The organism is Hydrogenophaga intermedia, from assembly GCF_000723405.1.
GTDB classification, from domain to species: domain Bacteria; phylum Pseudomonadota; class Gammaproteobacteria; order Burkholderiales; family Burkholderiaceae_C; genus Hydrogenophaga; species Hydrogenophaga intermedia.
Map to the genome: position 1 here is coordinate 157,280 of NZ_CCAE010000003.1, position 20,102 is coordinate 177,381.

General features: G+C 70.3%; 24 protein-coding genes. 13 read left to right on the plus strand and 11 right to left on the minus strand.

What is annotated here, in order from left to right:
- The first annotated feature begins 22 nt into the window (after positions 1 to 22).
- The 9 genes from BN948_RS03645 to BN948_RS03685 are packed head-to-tail and all read left to right on the plus strand — an operon-like array spanning position 23 to position 9,507.
- Positions 23 to 847: an IclR family transcriptional regulator gene (locus tag BN948_RS03645; RefSeq protein WP_009517312.1), complete on the plus strand. Its 825-nt coding sequence runs from the start codon at positions 23 to 25 to the stop codon at positions 845 to 847.
- Entirely contained in the window at positions 844 to 1,536 is a 693-nt protein-coding gene (locus tag BN948_RS03650) for an HpcH/HpaI aldolase family protein (RefSeq protein ID WP_009517311.1), read from the plus strand. The genes BN948_RS03645 and BN948_RS03650 overlap by 4 nt, the downstream gene beginning before the upstream one ends.
- Before the next feature lie 28 nt (positions 1,537 to 1,564).
- The gene (locus BN948_RS03655; RefSeq protein WP_009517310.1) at positions 1,565 to 2,401 is read left to right on the plus strand and encodes a class II aldolase/adducin family protein; all 837 of its coding nucleotides are present in this window, start codon (positions 1,565 to 1,567) and stop codon (positions 2,399 to 2,401) included.
- Between the two features lie 53 nt (positions 2,402 to 2,454).
- Positions 2,455 to 3,534 carry a TRAP transporter substrate-binding protein DctP gene (gene dctP, locus BN948_RS03660; RefSeq protein ID WP_009517309.1) on the plus strand — a complete coding sequence of 360 codons (1,080 nt, stop codon included), beginning with the start codon at positions 2,455 to 2,457 and terminating at the stop codon, positions 3,532 to 3,534.
- A 57-nt stretch (positions 3,535 to 3,591) separates the two neighbouring features.
- On the plus strand, positions 3,592 to 4,134 hold the full coding sequence (locus BN948_RS03665; protein WP_009517308.1) for a TRAP transporter small permease subunit: 543 nt from the start codon (positions 3,592 to 3,594) through the stop codon (positions 4,132 to 4,134).
- Positions 4,131 to 5,423, plus strand: coding sequence for a TRAP transporter large permease (locus BN948_RS03670; protein WP_009517307.1), 1,293 nt, complete (start codon positions 4,131 to 4,133; stop codon positions 5,421 to 5,423). Before BN948_RS03665 ends, BN948_RS03670 begins: the two co-directional genes overlap by 4 nt.
- A complete protein-coding gene (locus BN948_RS03675; RefSeq protein WP_009517306.1) occupies positions 5,423 to 6,823 on the plus strand; it encodes an amidase in 1,401 nt (466 codons plus the stop codon). Before BN948_RS03670 ends, BN948_RS03675 begins: the two co-directional genes overlap by 1 nt.
- 10 nt (positions 6,824 to 6,833) lie before the next feature.
- On the plus strand, positions 6,834 to 8,591 hold the full coding sequence (locus BN948_RS03680; RefSeq protein WP_009517305.1) for a thiamine pyrophosphate-binding protein: 1,758 nt from the start codon (positions 6,834 to 6,836) through the stop codon (positions 8,589 to 8,591).
- The gene (locus tag BN948_RS03685) at positions 8,584 to 9,507 is read left to right on the plus strand and encodes an NAD(P)-dependent oxidoreductase (protein ID WP_236953904.1); all 924 of its coding nucleotides are present in this window, start codon (positions 8,584 to 8,586) and stop codon (positions 9,505 to 9,507) included. Before BN948_RS03680 ends, BN948_RS03685 begins: the two co-directional genes overlap by 8 nt.
- Positions 9,508 to 9,570: 63 nt before the next feature.
- On the opposite strand, the gene BN948_RS03690 is transcribed toward BN948_RS03685, so the two are convergent.
- Complete coding sequence (locus tag BN948_RS03690; protein WP_009517303.1) at positions 9,571 to 9,882, minus strand: DUF4148 domain-containing protein; 312 nt, start codon at positions 9,880 to 9,882, stop codon at positions 9,571 to 9,573.
- A gap of 167 nt (positions 9,883 to 10,049) precedes the next feature.
- Between BN948_RS03690 and BN948_RS03695 the strand changes: the two genes are divergently transcribed.
- Both BN948_RS03695 and BN948_RS03700 read left to right on the plus strand, forming a co-directional pair.
- Positions 10,050 to 10,238 carry a hypothetical protein gene (locus BN948_RS03695; protein ID WP_035620440.1) on the plus strand — a complete coding sequence of 63 codons (189 nt, stop codon included), beginning with the start codon at positions 10,050 to 10,052 and terminating at the stop codon, positions 10,236 to 10,238.
- 3 nt (positions 10,239 to 10,241) lie between these two features.
- The gene (locus tag BN948_RS03700) at positions 10,242 to 10,967 is read left to right on the plus strand and encodes a B3/B4 domain-containing protein (protein ID WP_009517301.1); all 726 of its coding nucleotides are present in this window, start codon (positions 10,242 to 10,244) and stop codon (positions 10,965 to 10,967) included.
- Positions 10,968 to 10,984: 17 nt separating this feature from the next.
- On the opposite strand, the gene BN948_RS03705 is transcribed toward BN948_RS03700, so the two are convergent.
- The 6 genes from BN948_RS03705 to BN948_RS03730 form a co-directional block, all read right to left on the minus strand.
- Positions 10,985 to 11,680 carry an ArsR/SmtB family transcription factor gene (locus BN948_RS03705; protein WP_009517300.1) on the minus strand — a complete coding sequence of 232 codons (696 nt, stop codon included), beginning with the start codon at positions 11,678 to 11,680 and terminating at the stop codon, positions 10,985 to 10,987.
- Between the two features lie 10 nt (positions 11,681 to 11,690).
- Positions 11,691 to 12,029, minus strand: a complete 339-nt coding sequence (locus BN948_RS03710) for an NIPSNAP family protein (RefSeq protein WP_009517299.1) — start codon at positions 12,027 to 12,029, stop codon at positions 11,691 to 11,693.
- A gap of 77 nt (positions 12,030 to 12,106) precedes the next feature.
- Positions 12,107 to 12,853, minus strand: coding sequence for an ABC transporter permease (locus tag BN948_RS03715; protein WP_009517298.1), 747 nt, complete (start codon positions 12,851 to 12,853; stop codon positions 12,107 to 12,109).
- Positions 12,850 to 13,635, minus strand: coding sequence for an ABC transporter permease (locus BN948_RS03720; protein ID WP_009517297.1), 786 nt, complete (start codon positions 13,633 to 13,635; stop codon positions 12,850 to 12,852). The genes BN948_RS03715 and BN948_RS03720 overlap by 4 nt, the downstream gene beginning before the upstream one ends.
- Positions 13,628 to 14,434, minus strand: coding sequence for an ABC transporter ATP-binding protein (locus BN948_RS03725; RefSeq protein ID WP_009517296.1), 807 nt, complete (start codon positions 14,432 to 14,434; stop codon positions 13,628 to 13,630). The genes BN948_RS03720 and BN948_RS03725 overlap by 8 nt, the downstream gene beginning before the upstream one ends.
- Positions 14,431 to 15,378, minus strand: a complete 948-nt coding sequence (locus BN948_RS03730; protein ID WP_009517295.1) for an ABC transporter substrate-binding protein — start codon at positions 15,376 to 15,378, stop codon at positions 14,431 to 14,433. The genes BN948_RS03725 and BN948_RS03730 overlap by 4 nt, the downstream gene beginning before the upstream one ends.
- A gap of 226 nt (positions 15,379 to 15,604) precedes the next feature.
- Here BN948_RS03730 and BN948_RS03735 point away from each other — a divergent pair, with 226 nt between their 5' ends.
- Entirely contained in the window at positions 15,605 to 16,054 is a 450-nt protein-coding gene (locus BN948_RS03735) for an SRPBCC family protein (RefSeq protein ID WP_009517294.1), read from the plus strand.
- A gap of 21 nt (positions 16,055 to 16,075) precedes the next feature.
- Here BN948_RS03735 and BN948_RS03740 read toward each other — a convergent pair whose 3' ends face one another.
- Positions 16,076 to 16,837, minus strand: a complete 762-nt coding sequence (locus tag BN948_RS03740) for an SDR family NAD(P)-dependent oxidoreductase (protein WP_009517293.1) — start codon at positions 16,835 to 16,837, stop codon at positions 16,076 to 16,078.
- Positions 16,838 to 16,954: 117 nt separating this feature from the next.
- On the opposite strand from BN948_RS03740, the gene BN948_RS03745 reads away from it, so the two are divergent.
- Positions 16,955 to 17,875 carry a LysR family transcriptional regulator gene (locus BN948_RS03745; RefSeq protein WP_009517292.1) on the plus strand — a complete coding sequence of 307 codons (921 nt, stop codon included), beginning with the start codon at positions 16,955 to 16,957 and terminating at the stop codon, positions 17,873 to 17,875.
- Between the two features lie 11 nt (positions 17,876 to 17,886).
- On the opposite strand, the gene BN948_RS03750 is transcribed toward BN948_RS03745, so the two are convergent.
- The 3 genes from BN948_RS03750 to BN948_RS03760 all read right to left on the minus strand — a co-directional run bounded on the left by BN948_RS03750 (position 17,887) and on the right by BN948_RS03760 (position 20,031).
- The gene (locus BN948_RS03750; protein WP_009517291.1) at positions 17,887 to 18,786 is read right to left on the minus strand and encodes an NAD(P)/FAD-dependent oxidoreductase; all 900 of its coding nucleotides are present in this window, start codon (positions 18,784 to 18,786) and stop codon (positions 17,887 to 17,889) included.
- A complete protein-coding gene (locus BN948_RS03755; protein ID WP_009517290.1) occupies positions 18,776 to 19,228 on the minus strand; it encodes an Rrf2 family transcriptional regulator in 453 nt (150 codons plus the stop codon). The genes BN948_RS03750 and BN948_RS03755 overlap by 11 nt, the downstream gene beginning before the upstream one ends.
- Before the next feature lie 128 nt (positions 19,229 to 19,356).
- The gene (locus tag BN948_RS03760) at positions 19,357 to 20,031 is read right to left on the minus strand and encodes a GntR family transcriptional regulator (RefSeq protein WP_009517289.1); all 675 of its coding nucleotides are present in this window, start codon (positions 20,029 to 20,031) and stop codon (positions 19,357 to 19,359) included.
- Positions 20,032 to 20,102: the final 71 nt, after the last annotated feature.

Genomic DNA, 20,102 nt, shown 5'->3' on the forward strand with positions numbered 1-20,102 from the left:
ATGAGACGAAAGGACGACCCCGATGAGCACCCTCACCGAATCCGACTCCGACACCGCCGGCACCCAGGCCTCGCTCACGCAGAGCCTGGACCGGGCCATCGGCCTGTTGGAAGAGGTCGTGAACCACGCGGCGCGCGGCGCGTCGCTGGGGGCCTTGGCCGAACACGCCCAACTCTCCAAGCCCACGGCGCACCGCCTGCTCAACGGGCTGCGCAAGCTGGGTCTGGTGGACTACGAGGAGAAGTCGCGCCTGTTCTTCCCCGGCCTCAAGCTCTACCGCATGGGCCTGGCCTCGGCGGTGCGGTTCGACCTGGTGCAACTGGCCCAGCCGTCCATGGCGCTGCTGGCCGAGGAAACCGGGGACACGGTCTACCTCTCGCTGCGGGCGGGCGACAGCGCGCTGTGCGTGGCGCGCCAGATCGGCTCCTTCCCGATCCGCACGCTCACGCTGGAGGTGGGCGACTACCGCCCGCTGGGCCTGGGCGCCGGCAGCCTGGCGCTGCTGTCCGCGCTGCCAGACGCCGAGGTGGAGCAGGTGATCGCGCGCAACCGCGACAAGCTCGCGCCGCACGCCAACTTCGACCCGGCCAACCTGCGCGCCATGGTGCGCCAGACGCGCGAGCAGGGCCACTCGCTCAACGACGGCAAGATGCTGCCGGAGATGGTGGCGCTGGGCGTCATCGTGCACGACGCGGCCGGCCGCCCGGCGGCCGCCCTGTCCATTGCCACCATCAGCAGCCGCATGGCGCCCGAGCGGCGCGCTTCCATCGTGGCGCTGCTCATGCGCGAGGCGCGCGCACTGGAACAGGCGCTGGGCATGGCTCCCGCCACGCAGGTGCGCACATGAAGGCGGCGCAGCGGTTCAAGCAGGCCCTGCGCGAGGACCGGCCCGTGGCCGTGATCAACGCCGACTACGCCAACGCCGGCCTGGTGGAGTTCCTGGCGCGCCCCGAGCTGGGCGTGGACGCGGTGATGCTCGACGCCGAACAGGGCAGCCCCGACTTCGAGCGCATCGAGGACATGGCGCGCGCCGCGCGCCTGAGCGGCCTGTGCGTGCTGGTGCGCCTGTTCTCGCCCGAGCCCTGGGTCATCGAGCGCATGCTGCTGCGCGGCATCGACGGCGTGATCGTGCCGCGCTTGGACACCGCCGCGCAGGCGCGCGCCGCGCTGGACGTGCTGCGCTACTGCCACCCGCACGACGCCGACGACAAGGTCTTCGTGGTGCAGATCGAGAGCGCCGCCGCGCACGCCAACCTCGACGACTTCCTCGCCGTCGACGGCATCGACGCCCACTTCATCGGCCCTGTGGACCTGTCGCGCAGCATGGGCCACCGTGGCGACTACGCCGTGCCGCCCGTGCAGGCGGCGGTGGACGACATCCTGCAACGCACCCGCGCGGGTGGCCGCGCCGTCGGGACCATGGTCAAGCCTGGCGACGCCGGGCAATGGGTGGCGCGCGGCGCGCGCTTCCTCTATTTCCACGTCAACGACTGGCTGCGCATCGGCGCCCGGTCGTTCCCGATCGCGCGCGGCTGAGGCCGCCGCCCAACACAAGGCCCCCTTGATGGACATGACTCCCCCGCCCGCCAGCCAGAAGGCATCCGAAAAAGCCTCCGTTTACCAGCCATCGCAGCAGGGCCTGTACTTTCCGAAGCCACCGGTCTTCCAGAGCGTCGAGGAGGAGCGGCTGCACCGCAAGCAGCGTCTGGCCGCCGTGTGCCGCGTGTTCGCGCGCTACCGCTACGAATACGGCTTTGCCGGCCACGTGACGGTGCGCGACCCCGAATTCCCCGACCGTTTCTGGACCAACCCCTTCGCCATGGACTTCGGTCGCGTGCGCGTGTCCGACCTGCTGCTGGTCGACCACGCGGGCACCGTGCTCGAAGGCAACTGGGCCGTCAACCAGGCCGGCTTCGTGCTGCACTCGGCCATCCACCAGCACCACCCGCACGTGCTGGCCTCGTGCCACATGCACACGGCCAACGGCATGGCCTGGGCTGCGCTGGGCCGTCCGCTGGACCCGATCACGCAGACAGCCGCCGGCTTCTACAACGACCACGCGGTCATCACCGAACAGGCCGGCGCCGTGGTGGTGGACCGCGAAGCGGGCCAGGCCGTGGCCGCCGCCTTCGGCGACAACAAGGCCGTCATCCACCAGAACCACGGCCTGTTCACCGTGGGCCGCGAGAGCGTGGACGAGGCCGCCTGGTGGTTCATCGCGCTGGAGCGCGCCTGCGAAATCCAGCTCAAGGCCGAGGCCACCGGCCACCCGCTCAAGCTCATCAGCCCCGAAGCCGCCGCGCACTCCGCGAAGCACCTGGCCACGCCGATGGCGGCCTGGCTGCATTTCCAGCCGATCTACGACGCCGTGGCCCGCACCGAGCCCGACCTCTTCGACTGAGCCCCCGTTTTTTCCCCGCCCCTCCCGCAACCCTGACCTGGAAGAAGACCTGCATGAACACCTTCGGACGTTTCTTCAAGGGCGCGCTGATCGCCGCCTGCGCCCTCACCGCCCTCGGCGCTTCCGCGCAGCAAGCGCGCAAGCTCACCTACGCCACGTTCTACGGCTCCAGCGAGTTCTACGAAATGTCGGCGAAGTACTTCATGGACGAGGTCACCAAGCGCACGCAGGGCAAGGTCACGTTCCAGCCCTACTACGGTGGCACCCTGCTCAAGACGGCCGAGATGAGCACCGGCCTGGCCAAGGGCGCGGCCGACATCGGCGCCGCCGTGCCCGCCGCCTTCAACCCGCGCGAGTTCCCGCTCACCGGCGTGGTCATGCCCTTCATCTCGGAAAACCCGATCGCGGTGACCTACGCCTTCAAGGAGCTGATGGACACCACGCCCGAGCTGCAGCAGGAATACCAGCGCAACAACCAGAAGCTGCTGTGGGCCCTGGCCTCGGGTGAGAACTCGCTGTGGACCAACAAGCCCATCCGCACCGCGGCCGACCTCAAGGGCTCGCGCATCCGCGCCATCATCGGCGTGGCCGACGGCATCAAGGCCCTGGGTGGCACGCCCATCAGCATCCCCTGGGTGGAAGCGCTCGAACTCGTGCAGCGCGGTGGCGCCGAGGGCGTGAGCGGCACGCCCTTCAACCAGGCCGTCATCACCAAGGTCTACGACATGGCGCCCTACGCGTCCAACGCCGGCCGCATGGGCGTGTACACGCCGGTCACCTGGTCCATCAACCTGGACACCTGGAAGTCGCTCGACCCCGCCACGCAGAAGGTGATGGAAGAGGTGGCGGCCGAGGTGCCGGGCAAGTACTTCGCGGCCTATGAAGGCGAGATGAACAAGGCCGTGGAACAGGCGCGCGCCGCCACCAAGATGACCTACGTGCCGCTGGACGAGGCCGAGGTCAAGCGCTGGCAGGACGTGGCGCGCCCCGAGGTGCAGAAGAAGTGGGCCGACATGGCGCGCCCGCGCTACAAGAACCCGCAGGAACTGGTCGACAAGTTCACCGCGCTGACCCGCAAGTACGAAGCGAAGCACCCCTACGTGACGGGCTTCGACCGCCTGAGCAAGAAGTAAGTCCCCTTCCTTCATGACCCCCGCGTCCCCGTGGCGCGGGCGTTGGGAGTCCCACCCGTGTTTTCCACCCTTTCAGGCGCAATACGCCGCCTCAGCCTGGCCCTGGGCGCGATTGCCGGCGCGGGCACGGCGCTGCTGATGCTCACCGTGGTGCCCGACCTGTTCTCGCGCAGCTTCCTGGGCGAGGCGGTCTACGGCATGGCCGAGACCGGCATCTTCCTGCTGGTGCTCATCGTCTTCCTCGCCCTCGGTTCGGCGCAGGTGCGCAAGGAGCACTTCCACGTCGGCGTGCTCGACACCATGATCAGCCGCGACGCCGGGCGCTGGATCTGGGTGCTTCGGCACGCGCTCTCGACCCTGGTTTGCGGCGTGTTCACCTGGTACGCCGCACGGGGCGCGATCGACTCGACGCGCATGCTCGAGCAGTCCTACGCGGTGATCGAGTACCCGATCTGGCCCGCCAAGATCGTGGTCGCCGTGGGCCTGCTGTTGCTGACCGTGCAGTTCCTCATGGACATGGTCGACGCCCTGACCACCCCGCAGTACCGACCCGACGGCGGCCACGAAGGCACGCCCGAACACGCAGGCGAACCGCTATGACCCCCTTGGAAATCGGCTACCTGATGGTGGCGGGCGTGATCCTTCTGCTGGCCCTGGGCCTGCCCGTGGCCCTGAGCCTGTTGGCCGTGGGCGCCTCGGGCCTGTTCGCCATCCGGGGCGTGCGTGGCACGGAGTTCCTGCTGGAGAGCCTGCCCTACAGCAGCGTCGCCAACCTGGCGCTCATCGTCATCCCTCTGTTCATCCTGATGGGGCACTTCGCGTTCTCCGCCGGGCTGTCGGACAAGGCGTACAAGGCCGCCAAGGCCTGGGTGGGGCATCTCACCGGTGGTCTGCCGATCGCCACGGTGTTCGCCTGCGCGGGCTTCGCCACGGTCAGCGGATCGAGCGTGGCCACGGCGGCAACCATTTCCAAAGTGACGGTGCCCGAGATGCTGCGCGCCGGCTACAACCAGCGCCTCGCCGCCGGCCCGGTGGCCATCGCCGGCGCGCTGGGCATCCTCATCCCGCCCAGCGGCATCCTGGTCATCTACTCCATCGCCACCAACGTGCCGGTGAGCGACCTGTTCATCGGCGCGCTGATCCCGGGCGTGCTTACCGCCATCGTCTACGCCTTCGGCATCTGGTTCATGGTGCGGCGCGACCCCGAACTGGTGAAGCGCACGCGCATCCCGAAGGCCAGCTGGGGCGAGCGCGTGAGCGCCACGGCGGCGGCCTGGGAGGTGGTGGTGCTGTTCCTGGTGGTGATCGGCTGCATCTACACCGGCGTGGCCACGGCCACCGAGGCAGCGGGCATCGGCGCCGCGCTCGCTTTGGTGTTCGCGCTGTTTCGCAAGGGGCAGAAGGGCTCCATCTGGAAGGGCCTGGTGGAAACCGGCTCCAGCACCGCGTCCATCTTCCTGTTGATGATCGCCTCGGCCGTGTTCAGCGTGGCCCTGGGCACCACGCAACTGCCCACGATGCTGGCCGAAGCGGTGACGGGCCTGAACCTGTCGCCGGCCGTGCTGCTGTTGCTGCTGATCATTCCCTACCTGATCCTGGGCTGCCTGATCGACGGCATCTCGATGATCTTCATCACCATGCCGGTGGTGTTCCCCATCATCGAAGCGGCCGGCATCCACCCGGTGCTGTTCGGCATCTTCGTGACCAAGCTCGTGGAGATCGGTGCGGTCACGCCGCCGGTGGGCATCAACGTGTTCGTGGTGCAGGGCTCGGTGCCGGGCCTGAAGCTGGGCGAGATCTTCCGCGGCGTGATCCCCTTCATCCTCATGGAGCTGGGACTCATCGGCCTGATGATCGCCTTCCCGCAGATCGTGACGGGGGTGCTGTGATGAGCGATCCGCTGCGCCTGGGCGTGAGCGAACTGCGCCAGGCCTACCGGCGCCGCGCGCTCTCGCCGGTGGAGGTCACGCGCGCCTATCTCGACCGCATCGCCGCGCGCAACGATCACCTGCACGCCTACATCGAGGTCTACGCCGAGAGCGCGCTTGCTCAGGCCAGGGCCAGCGAGCAACGCCTGGCCAGCGGCTTGCCCGCGGGTCTGCTCGAAGGCGTGCCGCTGGCCCTCAAGGACCTGCTGCACATCGAAGGCCGGCGCACCACCGCCGGCTCCACCGTGTTCGCCGGGCGCGAGCCGAGCCCGCTCACCTCCACCGTGGCGGCGCGTCTCATGGGTGCGGGCGCAGTGGTGCTGGGCAAGGCCAATCTGGTCGAGTTCGCCTATGGCGGCTGGGGCACCAACCAGGGCATGCGCTCGCCGGTGAATCCCTGGGACGGTGCGGTCGAGCGCTGCGTGGGCGGCTCCAGCAGCGGCTCTGGCGTGGCCGTGTCGGCGGGCCTGGCGGCCGGCGCCATCGGCACCGACACCGGTGGCTCGGTGCGCATCCCCTCGGCGTTCTGCGGCCTCACGGGCCTGAAGACCACGCAGGGCCGCGTGAGCAATTTCGGTGTCGATCTGGTGAGCCACACGCTGGACACCGTCGGCCCCATGGCCTGGACGGCCGAGGACGCGGCCCTGCTGCTGCAGGCCATGCACGGCCCCGATCCGCACGACCCCGCCACGCTCGCGCAGCCGCCCGAGGATTTCCTGTCGGCCCTGCACAAGGGCATCGCGGGCCTGCGCATCAGCGTCGCGCCGGCCAGCATCTTGGGCGCGGTCGAGCCCGCCATCGCGCAGGCGGTGGACGAGGCCGTGCGCGTGCTGCTCTCGCTGGGTTGCCTGCGCCGCGACGAAGCGTTCGCGAGCATCGACTTTGTCGCCGACCAGGCCGAGACCGGCGTCATCATTTCCAGCGAGGCGTACGCCGAGCACGGCCACCTGCTCGAAGGCTCGCCGCCGCGGGGCGACGCCGCCGCGCGCGCCCGCCTGCTGAGTGGCGCGACCATCCCCGCGCCGCGCTACGCCGCCGCGCTGCGCGAACGGCAACGCCGCATCCGCGACTTCGCGCGCGTGTTCGAACACACCGACCTGCTGGTGCTGCCCACGCTGCCCGTCACCGCGCGGCCGCTGGCCACGATCGACGAGAGCGACCTGGCGCCCAGCCGCCTCACGCGCTTCGTCGGCTACCACGGCCTCGCCGCCATCGCGCTGCCCTGCGGCCTCTCGCCCGAGGGCCTGCCGCTGTCGCTGCAGCTCGTGGCGCCGGCCTTCCACGAGGCGCGCCTGCTGCGCGCCGGCGTGGCCTTCCAGTCCGCCACGGCCTTCCACCGTGCGCGCCCGTCCTCCTTCTGAGCCCTTCTCCATGTCCACGAACCCCACCGCCGCTGTTCCAGCCGCCACCCTCACGATGTCCGGCGGCGCCGCCATCGCCCGCATGATCCGCGCCTTCGGCGGCGGCCCCATGTTCGGCATGGGCGGCTTCCAGGTGCTGCCGCTCTACGAAGCCGCGCGCGAACTCGGCCTGCCGCACCACCTCATCCACGACGAGCGCAACGCCGTCTTCGTGGCCGACGCCTACGCCAAGGTCAGCGGCCGCGTGGGCCTGGCCGACGCCACCGTGGGCCCGGGCGCCACCAACATGCTCACCGCGCTGGCCGAGGCGCTCAACGCGGGCACGCCCATGGTCTGCGTGATCGGTGACACCCACCGCGACCACTCCTGGAAGAACATGACGCAGGAGAGCCGCCAGGTGGACGCGCTGCGACCCATGTGCAAGGAGCTCATTCGCATCGAGTCGATCAAGCGCGTGCCCGAACTGATGCGCCGCGCCTTCGCCGTGGCCACCACCGGCCGCCCCGGCCCCGTGGTGGTGGACGTGCCCGAGGACCTGATGCACGACACCGCCGAGTTCAGCGAGAGCGACTTCGTGGTGAACCCGGCCTACGAGGCCGCCCCCGCGCTGCGTTCACGCCCCGACGGCGAGTCGATCGCGCGCGCCGCCGATCTGCTCGCGAACGCGAAGCAGCCCATCGTGCTGGCCGGCGGCGGCGTGCACCTCTCGGGCGCCGCGCAGGTGCTCACCGACTTCGCGCGCGCCACCAACATCCCGGTGGCGCACACGCTCACCGGCAAGGGCGCCATTCCCTGCGTCGACCCGCTGAGCGCCGGCCTGTTCGGGCGCTACGACCGCATCGCCAACGGCCTCATCGAGCAGAGCGACGTGGTGCTGGTGGTGGGCTGCAAGCTCGGCGAGATCGCGACCAAGCGCTACACCGTGCCCGCGCCGGGCAAGACCGTCATTCACCTGGACATCGTGGCCGAGGAGTTCGGCCGCACCCTGCAGCCCGAGGTGATGTTGTGGGGCGACGTGAAGCTGGGCCTGCAGGACCTGTTGGCCGCGCTGGGCCCGCGCGCCGCCGCGTTGAAGGCGCGCCTGCAGCCGCTGGCCGACAGCGTGCCCGCGCGCATGGCCAAGTGGCGCGAAGAGGTATCGGGTCGCCTCTATTCCGAAGAGAAGCCGATTTCCGTCGCGCGCCTCATCACCGAGATCAACAAGGTTCTGCCCGAGGACGGCATCCTGGTGGCCGACGGCGGCTTCGCGGCGCACTGGGCCGGCCTGCTGTTCGACACCAAGCGCGCGGGCCGCGGCTTCGTGCCCGACCGCGGTTTCGCCTCCATCGGCTACGGCTTGCCCGGCGCCATCGGCGCGGCGCTGGCCGCCCCGGGCCGCCCGGTGTTCAGCCTCACGGGCGACAGTGGCTTCTGCATGGTGCTGGGCGACCTGGAAACCGCCGCGCGCCTGAAGCTGGACTTCACTGTCATCGTGGTCAACAACGCCGCATCGGGCTACGTGAAGGCCCTGCAGCACCTGGTGTACGGCGCCGGCAAGCACATCAGCGCCGACCTCAACGAGGTGAACTTCGCCAAGGTCGCGCAGGCCTTCAACTGCACGGGCATCCGCGTGGAAGAACCGGGCGAGCTCGAAGGCGCGCTGCGCCAGGCCATGGCAACCAAAGGCCCGGTGGTGATCGACGTGATCGTGACGCGCGACCCGGCGAAGATGCTGCCCGGCGTGGACAGCCGCGCGGCGGTCATCAAGAAGGGGGATCGCATTGCCTGAGGCACGCCCCTCGACCGTGGCGCCCGCCGGCGGCGAGCGCCGCCGCGTCGGCGTCATCGGCCTGGGCATCATGGGCGGCGCCATGGCGGCGCGTCTGCTGGAAGCCGGCCACGCGGTGAGTGGCTTCGACATCGACGCCGCCGCGCTCGAGCGCTTCAGCGAACGCGGCGGCACGGCCTGCGATTCGCCGGCCCACGCCGCGCAGGGCGCCGAGGTGCTGCTGCTCATGGTGCACGACGAGAAGCAGGTGGAGCGCGTGCTCGACGGGCCCACCGGCGCTCTCGAGCGCCTGAGCTCGGGCAGCGTGGTCTGGCTGGGCAGCACGGTGCCGCCGGCCAGCGCCCGCGCCTGGGCCGAGCGACTGGCCGAACGCGGCATCGCGCTCATCGATGGCCCGGTGAGCGGCGGCGCCACGGGCGCGGAGGAGGGTGAACTCGTGGCCATCTGCGGGGCCGGCGACGAGGCCCTGGCGCGCGCCGGTTTCGCGCTGCGCGCCTGCACCCGCCACGTCTACCACGTCGGCCCGCCCGGGGCGGGTGCGACCGTGAAGATGATCAACCAGTTGCTGGTGGCGGCGCACTCGGCGCTCACCGCCGAGGCCATGGCGCTGGCGCGGCGTGCGGGTGTGGAGCCGCTGCAGCTCGTCGAGGTGGTGTCGAACAGCGCGGGCCAGTCGCGCATCTTCGACAAGCGCGCCCCGCGCATCGCGGTGGGGGATCACGCGGTCCACGTCAGCATCGACACGCTCCGCAAGGACCTGCGCATCGCCCTCGAAACAGCCGGCCAGCTCGGGGTGGATCCGGTGATCGCACGCAGCGTGCTCAGCGTGCTGGATGGCGCCGCCCAGGCCGGCCGCGGCGCCCTCAGCGACACCACACTGATCGACAGCTACCTGGGGCCCCGCACGCCGGGTTGACTCCCCAAAAACGAAAACGGCCCCGAAGGGCCGTCGTCGTCAAGCGCGTGATACGCGCTGTGTTTACGCACCGGTGCTCACCGACACGATTTCGCCGCGGGCGATCAGGCCAGCCTGGTTGGCTTGCACGGCTTCGGCGCGAACTTGAGCGCGGCTCAGGCCACTGTTGGCGACCTTGTCTTCCACCGGCAGGACTTCACCACGGGCGATCAGGCCTGCCTGGTTGGCTTGCACGGCGTCGGCTTGCACTTCGGCGCGGCTCAGGGTCGATTGGAAATTGAAGACTTCATTGCCTTCGATGGGGCCTTCAGCGAAGGCGGCGCCGGCGCCGAGGGCGAGGGTCAGGGAGAGGGCGATGCTTTTGGCGGATTTCATGACAGTTCCTTAAAGATAACGGGTAGTTAACGGGGTTTTGCTTTTCATGCCGCTTTGTGTTCGGCATGGGATGAACTGTAAAGATTGCGGACCAAGGAATAAACAGCCGCTGTGGCAATGGAAAGTTGCCGATCTGGAAACAATGCGGCTCCGCTAAGCTCCCCCGCATGCGCCGCGATCCCGATGCCCTGTTCAAGACCGTGCTGCAGGTGATCGCCATCCTGGGCCTCATGGGGCTGATGGCCATGGTCTTCCACAAGGCCTTCGCCGACGTCTCCGTGCTGTGGCAACAGCATTCGGGCACGGCCTTCTGGGCCGAACTGGCCCGCTACCTGTTCAAGAACCTCGCCGGCTGAACGATGAGCACCACCACCCTGAGCTACCGCCTCTCGACCGACGTCCTGGACGCCCACCCCGGCTACTGCCGTGGCGTGGTGGTGGTGCAGGGCGCCGACAACCACCGCGACGCGCCGGCGCTGGCCGCCCTGCTGCGTGAGGCGGAGGCGCAGTTGCGCGAGGCCGTGCGCGGCAACGTGGCCGAGCACGCGCGCATCGCCGCCTGGCGTGAGGCCTACCGCCGCTTCGGCGCCAAGCCGTCCGAGCACCGCGCGTCCATCGAGGCCATGGCGCGGCGCGTGCTCAAGCCCGACGCGCTGCCCTCGATCAACCCGCTGGTGGACATCGGCAACATCGTGTCGCTGCGGCACCTGCTGCCGGCCGGCGTGCACCCGCTGGGCGCGGGCGAGCACGCGCTGGCGCTGCGCCGCGCGCAGGCCGGCGACGGTTTTGCGCCACCCGATGGCGGGCCAGTGGAAACCCCGTCCGAGGGCGAGATCGTCTTCGCCGACGGCGCGCGCGTGCTTACGCGCCGCTGGACCTGGCGCCAGGCCGCGAGCACGCAGACCCTGCCCGAGACCGGGCGGGTGTTCTTCAACATCGACGGCCTGCCGCCCACGCCGCGCGACGACGTGCTGGCCGCCATGGACGCGGTGCAGGCGCTGGTGCGCGAGCACACGGGCGGCGAAGTCGTGGCCGCGCAACTGCTGTCGGCCGCGCAGCCGGCGATGGAGCTGCGCTTCGGCTGAGCCGGCGAGGAGGCCACTCAGCCCGGCGCCATCTCCCGCAGCCGTGGCATCAACTGCGCCTGCCCCCGTGGCGTGAGCGCCAGCGCGCGGCCCTCGCCGCGGCGCAGCCAATCCCGTTCGATGAAGTGCCCCAACACCTGCTCGGCCAGTTCACCGGCCAGGTGGTCCATGCCCTCGGACCAGTCGTGGCAGGCGTAGGCGTAGCGGCGGCGCCGGTTCGACGGCGCGGGCACCGTGAAATCGAGGGCGCGCAAGGCGTCGTGCCCGGCGGACGTGAGCGCCAGGCCCTCGGGCACGGCGTCGAAGGCGCCCTGGCGCACCAGGCCCGAGAACAGCGCCACGCCCAGCTCGCCCGCCAGGTGCCGGTAGCAGCAGCGCGCGAACTTCAGCCGCGCGCGCGCCGGGTGCCGCCAGGCGGGGCTGGTGGCTTCGCGCTCCGACACCGTGGCCAGCGATTCGAGCAAGCGCGCCACCGATTCGTCGGCCAGCGCGTAGTAGCGGTGCCGCCCGCGCGGCTCCACGCGGATGAGGCGGCCGTCGAGCAGCTTGCCCAGGTGCCCGCTCGCGGTGGCCGCGGACACATCGGCCACGGCGGCCAGGTCGGAGGCGCTGGCCTTGCGCCCGCCCAGCAGGTGCAGCAGCATGCGCGAGCGCGACGGGTCGGCCAGCAGGCTGGCCACGGCGGCGACGGTGGGTTCGAACGGGGCGTGCATGGTCAGGCCATCATGGCACCGCGCGCCGCTCCCGCGCGAAGGTGCCGGGCACGCTGGCGAGCCAGGTGCGCTCCTCGCGCAGGATGAAGCGCTGCGTGCGCGCCCGCTCGAAGTTGGCGCGCCCGGCCTCGTCGGCGCGCAGGCGGGCGCGGTAGCGCTCGTACGCGGCGAGGTCGTCGAAGCCGATCAGGCCCCAGGCGATGTCGTTGGTGCCTTCGCTCGGCACGAAGTAGCCGATGAGGTGGCCGCCACAGCGCGGAATGATCTCGCCCCAGTGCGCCGCGTATTCGGCGAAGGCGGGGATCTGGAAGGGGTCGAGCTGGTAGCGGATGAAGCAGACGGTGTTCACGGGGTTCTCCTGCGGGTGGGACAGGGACCACTGTGGCGCCGATCGGGCGGTCAATGCTTCGGTGTGCGCCGAAACGTTCAGTGCCGCTGTCCGCGCAGCAGCCAGCGCCCGGCCATCACCAGCAGCCCGTGGCCCGCGAGCCCGATCAGGCTCAGCAGCACCAGGCAGGCGAAGAGGTCGCTCGCGCGGTAGGCGCGCGAGGCGACCAGGATGGCCAGGCCCAGGCCGTCCTGCGAGGCCAGCATCTCGCCCAGGGTGCTCACGATGAGCGCCACGGTGAGCGACAGCCGCAGGCCGGCCAGGATGTCCGGCACCGCGTTCGGCAGGCCCATCTTCCACAGGAAGGCCGCGCGCGAGAGGCGCAGGCAGCGCGCCACGTCGATGAGGCGCGGCTCGACGGAAGTGATGCCGTGCACCGTGGCCAGCAGCGTGGGCCAGAGTGCGCCGAAGGCGACGACCGACAGCACCATGGCCGGCGACAGGCCATAGAGGGCAATGGCCAGCGGCATGACGGCCGACGCCGGCAGCGGGCGCAGGAACTCCAGCGTGGGTTGCACCCAGGGGCGCAGCGTGGCCGAGCTGGCGATGGCGGCGCCGAGCGCGATGCCCGCCACGGCGGCCAGCAGCCAGCCCTGCAGCATGCGCCCGAGGGTGGCCAGGCTGGCCTGCAGCAGGTCGCCGCGCAGGCCCTCGGCCAGGCTGGCCGCGGTGGCCTGCGGCGTGGGCAGAAACGCCGGGCTGAACCAGCCCGTGAGGCTGGCGGCCCACCACAGCGCGATCAGCGCGGCCAGCAGGGCCAGGGAGGCCGGCCAGGCGCTCTTCACGCGGCGACTCCCATGCGCCGGTCGAGCGCGCGCTGCAGGCGCAGCATGGTGGCGTTGAGCAACACGCCGATCACGCCGATCCAGGCCAGCCAGCCGATCATCATGGCCGGCGCCAGGCTTTGCTGGGCCAGCAGCATGGCGTAGCCCATGCCGTGGGGGTTGCCGGCGAGTTCCACCGTCACGGCGATCACCAGCGCGAAGCCCATGCCCAGGCGCAGGGCCGTGAACACGCGCGGCACGATCGCGGGCAGCACGATCTTGCGGATGCGCTGCGCCGTGGACAGCCCCAGCAGCCGGCCGAGTTCGAGCAGTTGGGGGTCCACCCGCCGCACGGCGGCCTGGATCAGCAGCAACTGGGGCCAGAAGGTGCCGAAGGCCACCAGGCTGGTTTCCAGGCCGGTGCCGAAGCCGAACAGCAGCATGGCCAGCGGCAGCAGCGCCACGGAGGGCAACGGGCGCAGCAACTCGATGCCGAGGAACGTGGCGCGCGAGGCGCGCGGCGACAGGCCCAGGGCCATGCCGGCCAGCGTGCCCAGCCCCGCGCCGAGCAGCAGGCCCAGCGCGGCCGCGCCCAGGGTGAAGCCGGTGGCGGGCCAAAGCGAGCCGTCCAGGGCCGCCTGCACCAGCGCGCGCAGCGCCGCGCTGGGTGGCGCCAGCACCTCGCTGCCCAGCGCCTGCGCGCGCCGGGCAGCGGCTTCGAACAGGCCCAGCAGCAGCAGGGGAAAGGCGGTGGCGCGCAGCACGCGCCACGGCCACCCGTGGGAACCACGCGCTTCAGGCATGGCCCCGCTCGATGTGGTCGAACAGCTCGCGGCGCAGCCGCAGGAAGGTCGGGTCCTCGCGCGTGGCCAGTTGGTGGCGCGGCCGGTCGATGGACACCTCGATCGCGTGCGCCAGGCTGGGCCGGTCCGGCCCGGGGTGGGTCCGCATCGCGATCACCCGGTCGCCGAGGTAGATCGCTTCCTCCAGGTCGTGCGTGACGAACAGGACGGTGAGGCCGTGCTCGCGCGCCAGGCGGGCCAGCTCGTCCTGCAGCCCTTGCCGCGTGATCGCGTCCAGGGCACCGAAGGGCTCGTCCAGCAGCATGAGCGTGGGCCGCTGCGCCAGGCAGCGCGCGATCTGCGCGCGCTGCTGCATGCCGCCCGACAACTGCGACGGGAAGTGCTGGCCATGCGCCTGCAGGCCCACCTTGCGCAGCGCATCGGCGATGCGGCCGGGCCACTCGCCACGCGGTGTGCCGGCGGCCTCCAGCGCCAGGGCCACGTTGCCGTCGACCGTGCGCCACGGCAGCAACGCGCGCCCGTAGTCCTGGAACACCATGGCCATCTCGCGCGAGGGTTCGACGACCAGGCGGCCATTGCGGCGCACCTCGCCTTCGGCGGGGCGCAACAGCCCGGCGGCCGCGCGCAGCAGCGTGGTCTTGCCGCAGCCGCTGGGGCCGACGATGCAGACGAACTCGCCGCGCGCGACGTCCAGGCGGTCGAGCGAAACGACGTCCTTGCTGCCCAGGCGGACCACCACGCGGTCGAAGCGCAGGTAGGGTTCGGTCGGCGGCCCCGCGACGGGGTCGTGGGAGCTCACTTGGCGATGAGGCGATCGATGTCGGGCGCTGTCTTCAGCATCTTCTGCTCCTGCATCATGTCGACCCAGTAGGCCAGTTGCTCCCTGTCGATGCTCGCGCTGGGCCGCACGATCGGCATCCTGGCCAGCACCTCGGGGGGGATCTTGAGGAACTGTCCCATCGCGGCACGGACCCGGGCGTCGTGTTGCGGTTGCCGCGCGAAGTGGGCGCCTTCGTGCACCGCCTCGCGAAAGGCACGCATGGCCTCGGGGTTCTGTTGCACCCATTGGCGGTGCGCGGCGTGCAGCACCGTGGGCCGGTTGTCGGGCATGAAGGTCAGGTAGTAAGACGCGACATAGCCGACGTTGTGGTCGATGATGCGGCCAATCACGGGCTCGCCCGTCAGCACGGCGTCGATGGAGCCTCCGCGCAGCAGATCGGCGTGCAGCGGAAAGGCCGCCTCGACGAACTGGACCCGCCGGTGGTCCACACCGTGTTGCGTGAGCCAGGCCCGGAACGTGATGTGCAGGAAGGCGTCCAGTCCGGGCACGCCGATCTTCTTGCCCACACAGTCCGCCGCGTTGTGGATGCCCGAGCCCGCGCGGGCGACCAGTCCCGCGTGGGTGATCTCCTTGGCGGTCACGGCGCCACCCGAGACCACCACCAGGTCCAGGCCGCCGTTCACGGCCTGCAGGAAGACCGAGGCGGTGGGCCCGCCGATGTGCAGCGAACCCGATTGCAGCGCGGCCGGAATCGTGGGGTTCAGGGGAATCAACCGCAGCTCGACCTCGAGCTTGCGCCGGCGGAAGAAGCCCTCGCTGGCGGCGACGAAGACCGAGGCGAAGTCGGTGACGCCGGTGTAGCCGAAGACGATGGGGGCGGCCGAGAGGGCGGCGTGTGGCAGGCCCAGGCTGGCCACCGTGGCGCCGACGCCATGAAGCAACGTGCGTCGTGAAAGAGACATGGTCGATGGCTCCTGTGGGGTCCGACAACCGTGGCGAAGGCCATGGCGTGGTTCGGAGGATGCGCGGGAATGCGTGGCATTCTGATCCCTTTTTGCCCGACGAGCGGTTGTCGATTTCCCGTTCCATGGGCCGTCGAGTCAATAGCCGGGCGATCAAGTCCTGCACCTGCACCGGAGCCCGGTGTGATCTCAAGAAATCATCACGTCTTCACAAAAGGAGCCCCCCATGCCCACCGGAACCGTTCGCCTTCACCGTGTCCTCAAGGCCCCGCCGCAGCGCGTCTTCCGCGCCTTCACCGAACCGGCCGCCATGTGCCGCTGGCTGCCGCCCTACGGCTTCACGGCCGAGGTGCAGCAGATGGAGGCGCGCCTGGGTGGCAAGCACCGCATGTCCTTCACCAACTTCGGCACCGGCCAGTCGCATGGCTTCGGCGGCGAGTACCTGGAGTTCGTGCCCGGTGAACGCCTGCGCTACACCGACACCTTCGACGACCCGAACCTGCCGGGGGTCATCAACGTGACGGTGACGTTCAAGGCCGTGTCCTGCGGCACCGAACTCAACGTGGTGCAGGAAGGCATTCCCGAGGCGATTCCCACCGAGATGTGCTACCTGGGCTGGCAGGAATCGCTGGAACAGCTCGCCAAGCTGGTGGAGCCCGACATCCCCAGCGAGTGAGGCCCATGCGCGGGCGGTGGTTCACAGGAACATGCCGCCCGACACCTCGATGCGCTGCGCGTTGATCCAGCGGTTCTGCGGCAGCAGCAGCGTGGCGATCGCGTCGCCGATGTCGTCCGGCTGGCCCACGCGGCCCAGTGCGGTCTGCGCGGCGATGAAGTCGTTCACGGCCTTGTTGTCGCGCACCGTGCCACCGCCGAAGTCCGTCTCGATCGCGCCTGGCGCGACCACGTTCACCGCAATGCCGCGCGGTCCCAGTTCCTTGGCCAGGTAGCGCGTCAGCACCTCGATGCCGCCCTTCATGGCCGCGTAGGCGGCGTAACCCGGCAGCGCGAAACGCGCCAGCCCGGTGGAGATGTTCACGATGCGCCCGCCGTCGGCGATCAGGGGCAGCAGCGCCTGCGTGAGGAAGAACGTGCCCTTGAGGTGGATGTTCATCAGCTCGTCGAACTGCGCCTCGGTGGTGTCGGCGAAGGACGCGTTGACGCCGATGCCGGCGTTGTTCACGAGGTAGTCGATCTGTTCGCGCTGCCACATGGCACGCAGTTGTTGTCGCACGGCCTGCGCGAACGCTGGGAAGCTTCGGCTGTCACCCACGTCCAATGGCAGCGCCACGGCGCGCGCGCCCAGGCGTTCGATTTCCGCCACCACGGCCTGCGCCTCGTCGGCGCGGCTGCGGTAAGTGAGGATCACGTTGACGCCACGCGCGGCGAGCTTGAGTGCGGTGTTGCGGCCAAGGCCGCGGCTGGCGCCCGTGACCAGGGCAATGGGGTTCGTGTTCATGCAGGGTTCCTGAGCAGTAGTGGATCGGTGAAGGCAGTCTATTGATCGACAATCAATGGATAAATCACCAGAATCCAGTCAATCTGTTCGCCAATTTCGAACAACGGAGCCCTGCCCATGAACACCCTGGACGCCATGAAAGTCTTCGCCCGCGTGGCCGAACTGGGCAGCTTCACCCAGGCAGCCAACAGCCTGGGCCTGCCCAAGGCCAGCGTGTCGGGCGCCGTGCAGCAACTGGAGGCCATGGTGGGCACGCGGCTGCTGCAACGCACCACCCGGCGCGTGAGCGTCACGCAGGACGGCCAGGTCTTCCACGAGCGCTGCCGCGACCTGCTCGACGACGTGGAGGACCTGCGCACGCTGTTCCAGCCCGAAGGCGCCGTGCTCAAGGGCCGCCTGCGCGTGGACATGCCGATCGGCGTGGCCCGCCAGACGGTGCTGCCGCGCCTGCCCGACTTCCTGGCCGCCCACCCGCAGCTCGAACTGGAGCTGAGCAGCACCGACCGCCGCGTGGACCTGGTGCGCGAGGGCTTCGACTGCGTGCTGCGCATCGGGCCGCTGGGTGATTCCAGTCTGGTGGCGCGCCCCCTCGGCGGTTGCGAACTCGTGAACGTGGCCAGCAAGGCCTACGTGCGCGCCCACGGCAAGCCCACGCGGCTGGAACAGCTCAAGGCGCACCGGCTGGTGCACTACGTCGGCACGCTGGGGGCGCGCTCGGCGGGCTTCGAATACCTCGACGAATCCGGCCACACGCACTTCCTGCCCATGGCCGGCGCGCTCACGGTGGACAACTCCGAGGCCTACATGGGCGCCTGCCTCGCGGGCCTGGGCATCGTGCAGGTGCCGCGCTGGGGCGTGGCCGATCGCCTGCGCGCGGGCGAACTCGTGGAATTGCTGCCACGCCACAAGGCCGCGCCCATGCCGGTGAACCTGCTCTATGCGCACCGGCGCCACCTGCCGCGGCGCGCGCAGGTGTTCATGCAGTGGCTGGGCGATGTCGTGCAGCCGATGACGGTGCCGCTGGCGCGCGGGCGCTGAGGGTCTGCCCGTCAGGCTTCAGGGAACAACAGCGAGCGGTGCGTGGCCGCGCCCGCCATGGCGCCATCACCCACGGCCAGCGCCACGTTGCCGGCCGCGCGCGCCAGGTCGCCGCAGGCGAACACGCCGGGCACGCTGGTGGCCTTCATCGCGTCGGTGCGCACGAACTCGCCCATGGGGCTTTGCTCCATGGCGCAGCCCAGTTGCGCAGCGATCGGCGTGGCCGGGCGCGTCCAGCTCATGGTGAACAGGCCGTCCATGGACAGGCGGCGGCCGTCGTCCAGCTCCACCGTGGCGTGTTCCACCAGGCGGCGCACGGGCGTGCGCTCGATGGCCACGCCGCGTGCGGCCAGTTCGCGCAGTTGCTGCTCGCCGGGCTCGAATGCCTCATCCAGGAACAGCGTTACCTGGCCCCAGTCGGGCAGCATCAGCGCGTGGTGCATGGCCAGTTCGCTGCGCGCGAGCACGCCGATGCGGCCCTGCTGCAGCTCGTAGCCGTGGCAATAGGGGCAGTGGAAGACGGCGCGGCCCCAGCGCTCGGCCAGGCCTTCGATGGGCGGCAGTTGGTCTTCCACGCCGGTGGCCAGCACCAGGCGCGCGGCGCGCAGCGTGTGGCCGTCGCCGGTGCGCAGATCGAAGCCCTGGCCGGTGCGCGTGGCGCTGGCCACGCTGGCGTCGACCCAGCGCACCGTGGGGTAGGCGCGCAATTGCGCCTGCGCCTCGGCGGCGATGTCCTGCGGCGGGCGGCCATCCTGACCCAGGAAGCCGTGCGACGACGCGGCGAAGCGGTTGCGGCGCTGGCCGGCGTCGATGACCAGCAGGCGGCGGCGCGCGCGCGCCAGTTGCAGGCCGGCGGACACACCGGCGTAGCTGCCGCCCACGATGGCGGCGTCGAAGGGTTCAGTGTTCATGGAAGTGCTCCCGGTGGGGGTGGGCGCGAAAGCGCCGGTCGAAGTCGGCCGACAGGTCGGCCAGGGTGATGGCCGCCAGGCGCTGGTCGATCAGCGCGCGCGCGGCGGCGAGGGTGTCGTCCAGCGCGGCGTTCACCGCCTGCTCCACCAGGCAGGCCGGGTGCTCGCTGCGGTGGCCCATGGCGAACACCGTGGGCGCGCCCACGGCCTCGTACACATCGCGCAGCGTGACGCGGCGCAGGTCGACGGCGATGGCCCAGCCACCGCCGTGGCCCTTGCCGGCCACCACGAAGCCCGCGTCGCGCAGGCCCGCGAGCGTCTTGCGCACCACCACGGGGTTGGTGCCGAGCATGCGCGCGAGCTCGTCGGAGGTCATGGGACGCCCGCTGTGCGCCATGTGCAGCAGCACGTGCAGGACGGAGGAGAGCTTGCTGTCTTTCATGTAACTTTGAATAGTACATAAAAGGCCGAAGGACGGCGAAGCGAGGGGGCAAGCCCCTGGCGCGCGTCAGGGAAAGGCCGCCGCTACCGCAGCTACTGCAGCTACTGCAGCTACTGCAGCTACTGCAGCTACTGCAGCCGGGGCGAGCGCAGGATGATGTCGACCGTGGCGAAGAAGTGCTCGCGCACCGCGCGCACGGCTTCGTCGGCGTCGCGCCGCAGCACGGCGTCCATCAGGCGGCGGTGTTCGCCCCTCACGTCGCGGTGGTGGTCGGTGTCCAGGGGCACCGACATCAGGCGGTAGCGCTCGCTCTGCGCGTAGAGCGTCTCGCGCATGCGCAGCAGCCAGGGGCTCTGGCAGGCGTCCACCAGCGCGATGTGGAACTCGGCGTGCGCCTGGTTCCAGGCGCTCGAGCGGCGCGCCTCCTGGTCGCTGGCCTGCTCCTGCAGGCGCTCCATGCGGTGCGCGGCGGCCACGATGCGGCTTTCCCATTCCACGTCGCCCTGGGCGATGGCCTTGCGCAGGCACAGCCCCTCGATCTCCACGCGCGTGTGGGTGAGGTCCAGCAACTCGTCGCGGCTGACGGGCGTGACGTGGTAGCCCCGGTGCGCCTCGGCCACCACCAGCCCCTCGGCGCCCAGGCGCGAGAGCGCCTCGCGGATGGCGCCCAGGCTGACCTCGAAGCGCTGCTCCAGCGCCTTGATGTTGAGCTTCTCGCCCGGCAGCAGCACGCCCTGCAGGATCTCCGTGCGGATCCGTTGGCAGACGGTGTCGGCCTGGGTGAGCTTGGGCGGCGTGTTCATGGTCCGGGCAGTGTATCGGGGAATGTACCTAGATACAAATAATATATTTATCGTTTTAAGATAGATCAATC

Bases quoted from the DNA above. Each gene is read 5' to 3' on its own strand.
- BN948_RS03645 (WP_009517312.1), top strand. From the start codon at position 23: ATGAGCACCCTCACCGAATCCGACTCCGACACCGCCGGCACCCAGGCC.
- BN948_RS03650 (WP_009517311.1), top strand. From the start codon at position 844: ATGAAGGCGGCGCAGCGGTTCAAGCAGGCCCTGCGCGAGGACCGGCCC.
- BN948_RS03655 (WP_009517310.1), top strand. From the start codon at position 1,565: ATGGACATGACTCCCCCGCCCGCCAGCCAGAAGGCATCCGAAAAAGCC.
- dctP (WP_009517309.1), top strand. From the start codon at position 2,455: ATGAACACCTTCGGACGTTTCTTCAAGGGCGCGCTGATCGCCGCCTGC.
- BN948_RS03670 (WP_009517307.1), top strand. From the start codon at position 4,131: ATGACCCCCTTGGAAATCGGCTACCTGATGGTGGCGGGCGTGATCCTT.
- BN948_RS03675 (WP_009517306.1), top strand. From the start codon at position 5,423: ATGAGCGATCCGCTGCGCCTGGGCGTGAGCGAACTGCGCCAGGCCTAC.
- BN948_RS03680 (WP_009517305.1), top strand. From the start codon at position 6,834: ATGTCCACGAACCCCACCGCCGCTGTTCCAGCCGCCACCCTCACGATG.
- BN948_RS03690 (WP_009517303.1), bottom strand. From the start codon at position 9,882: ATGAAATCCGCCAAAAGCATCGCCCTCTCCCTGACCCTCGCCCTCGGC.
- BN948_RS03695 (WP_035620440.1), top strand. From the start codon at position 10,050: ATGCGCCGCGATCCCGATGCCCTGTTCAAGACCGTGCTGCAGGTGATC.
- BN948_RS03700 (WP_009517301.1), top strand. From the start codon at position 10,242: ATGAGCACCACCACCCTGAGCTACCGCCTCTCGACCGACGTCCTGGAC.
- BN948_RS03705 (WP_009517300.1), bottom strand. From the start codon at position 11,680: ATGCACGCCCCGTTCGAACCCACCGTCGCCGCCGTGGCCAGCCTGCTG.
- BN948_RS03720 (WP_009517297.1), bottom strand. From the start codon at position 13,635: ATGCCTGAAGCGCGTGGTTCCCACGGGTGGCCGTGGCGCGTGCTGCGC.
- BN948_RS03730 (WP_009517295.1), bottom strand. From the start codon at position 15,378: ATGTCTCTTTCACGACGCACGTTGCTTCATGGCGTCGGCGCCACGGTG.
- BN948_RS03735 (WP_009517294.1), top strand. From the start codon at position 15,605: ATGCCCACCGGAACCGTTCGCCTTCACCGTGTCCTCAAGGCCCCGCCG.
- BN948_RS03740 (WP_009517293.1), bottom strand. From the start codon at position 16,837: ATGAACACGAACCCCATTGCCCTGGTCACGGGCGCCAGCCGCGGCCTT.
- BN948_RS03745 (WP_009517292.1), top strand. From the start codon at position 16,955: ATGAACACCCTGGACGCCATGAAAGTCTTCGCCCGCGTGGCCGAACTG.
- BN948_RS03750 (WP_009517291.1), bottom strand. From the start codon at position 18,786: ATGAACACTGAACCCTTCGACGCCGCCATCGTGGGCGGCAGCTACGCC.
- BN948_RS03755 (WP_009517290.1), bottom strand. From the start codon at position 19,228: ATGAAAGACAGCAAGCTCTCCTCCGTCCTGCACGTGCTGCTGCACATG.
- BN948_RS03760 (WP_009517289.1), bottom strand. From the start codon at position 20,031: ATGAACACGCCGCCCAAGCTCACCCAGGCCGACACCGTCTGCCAACGG.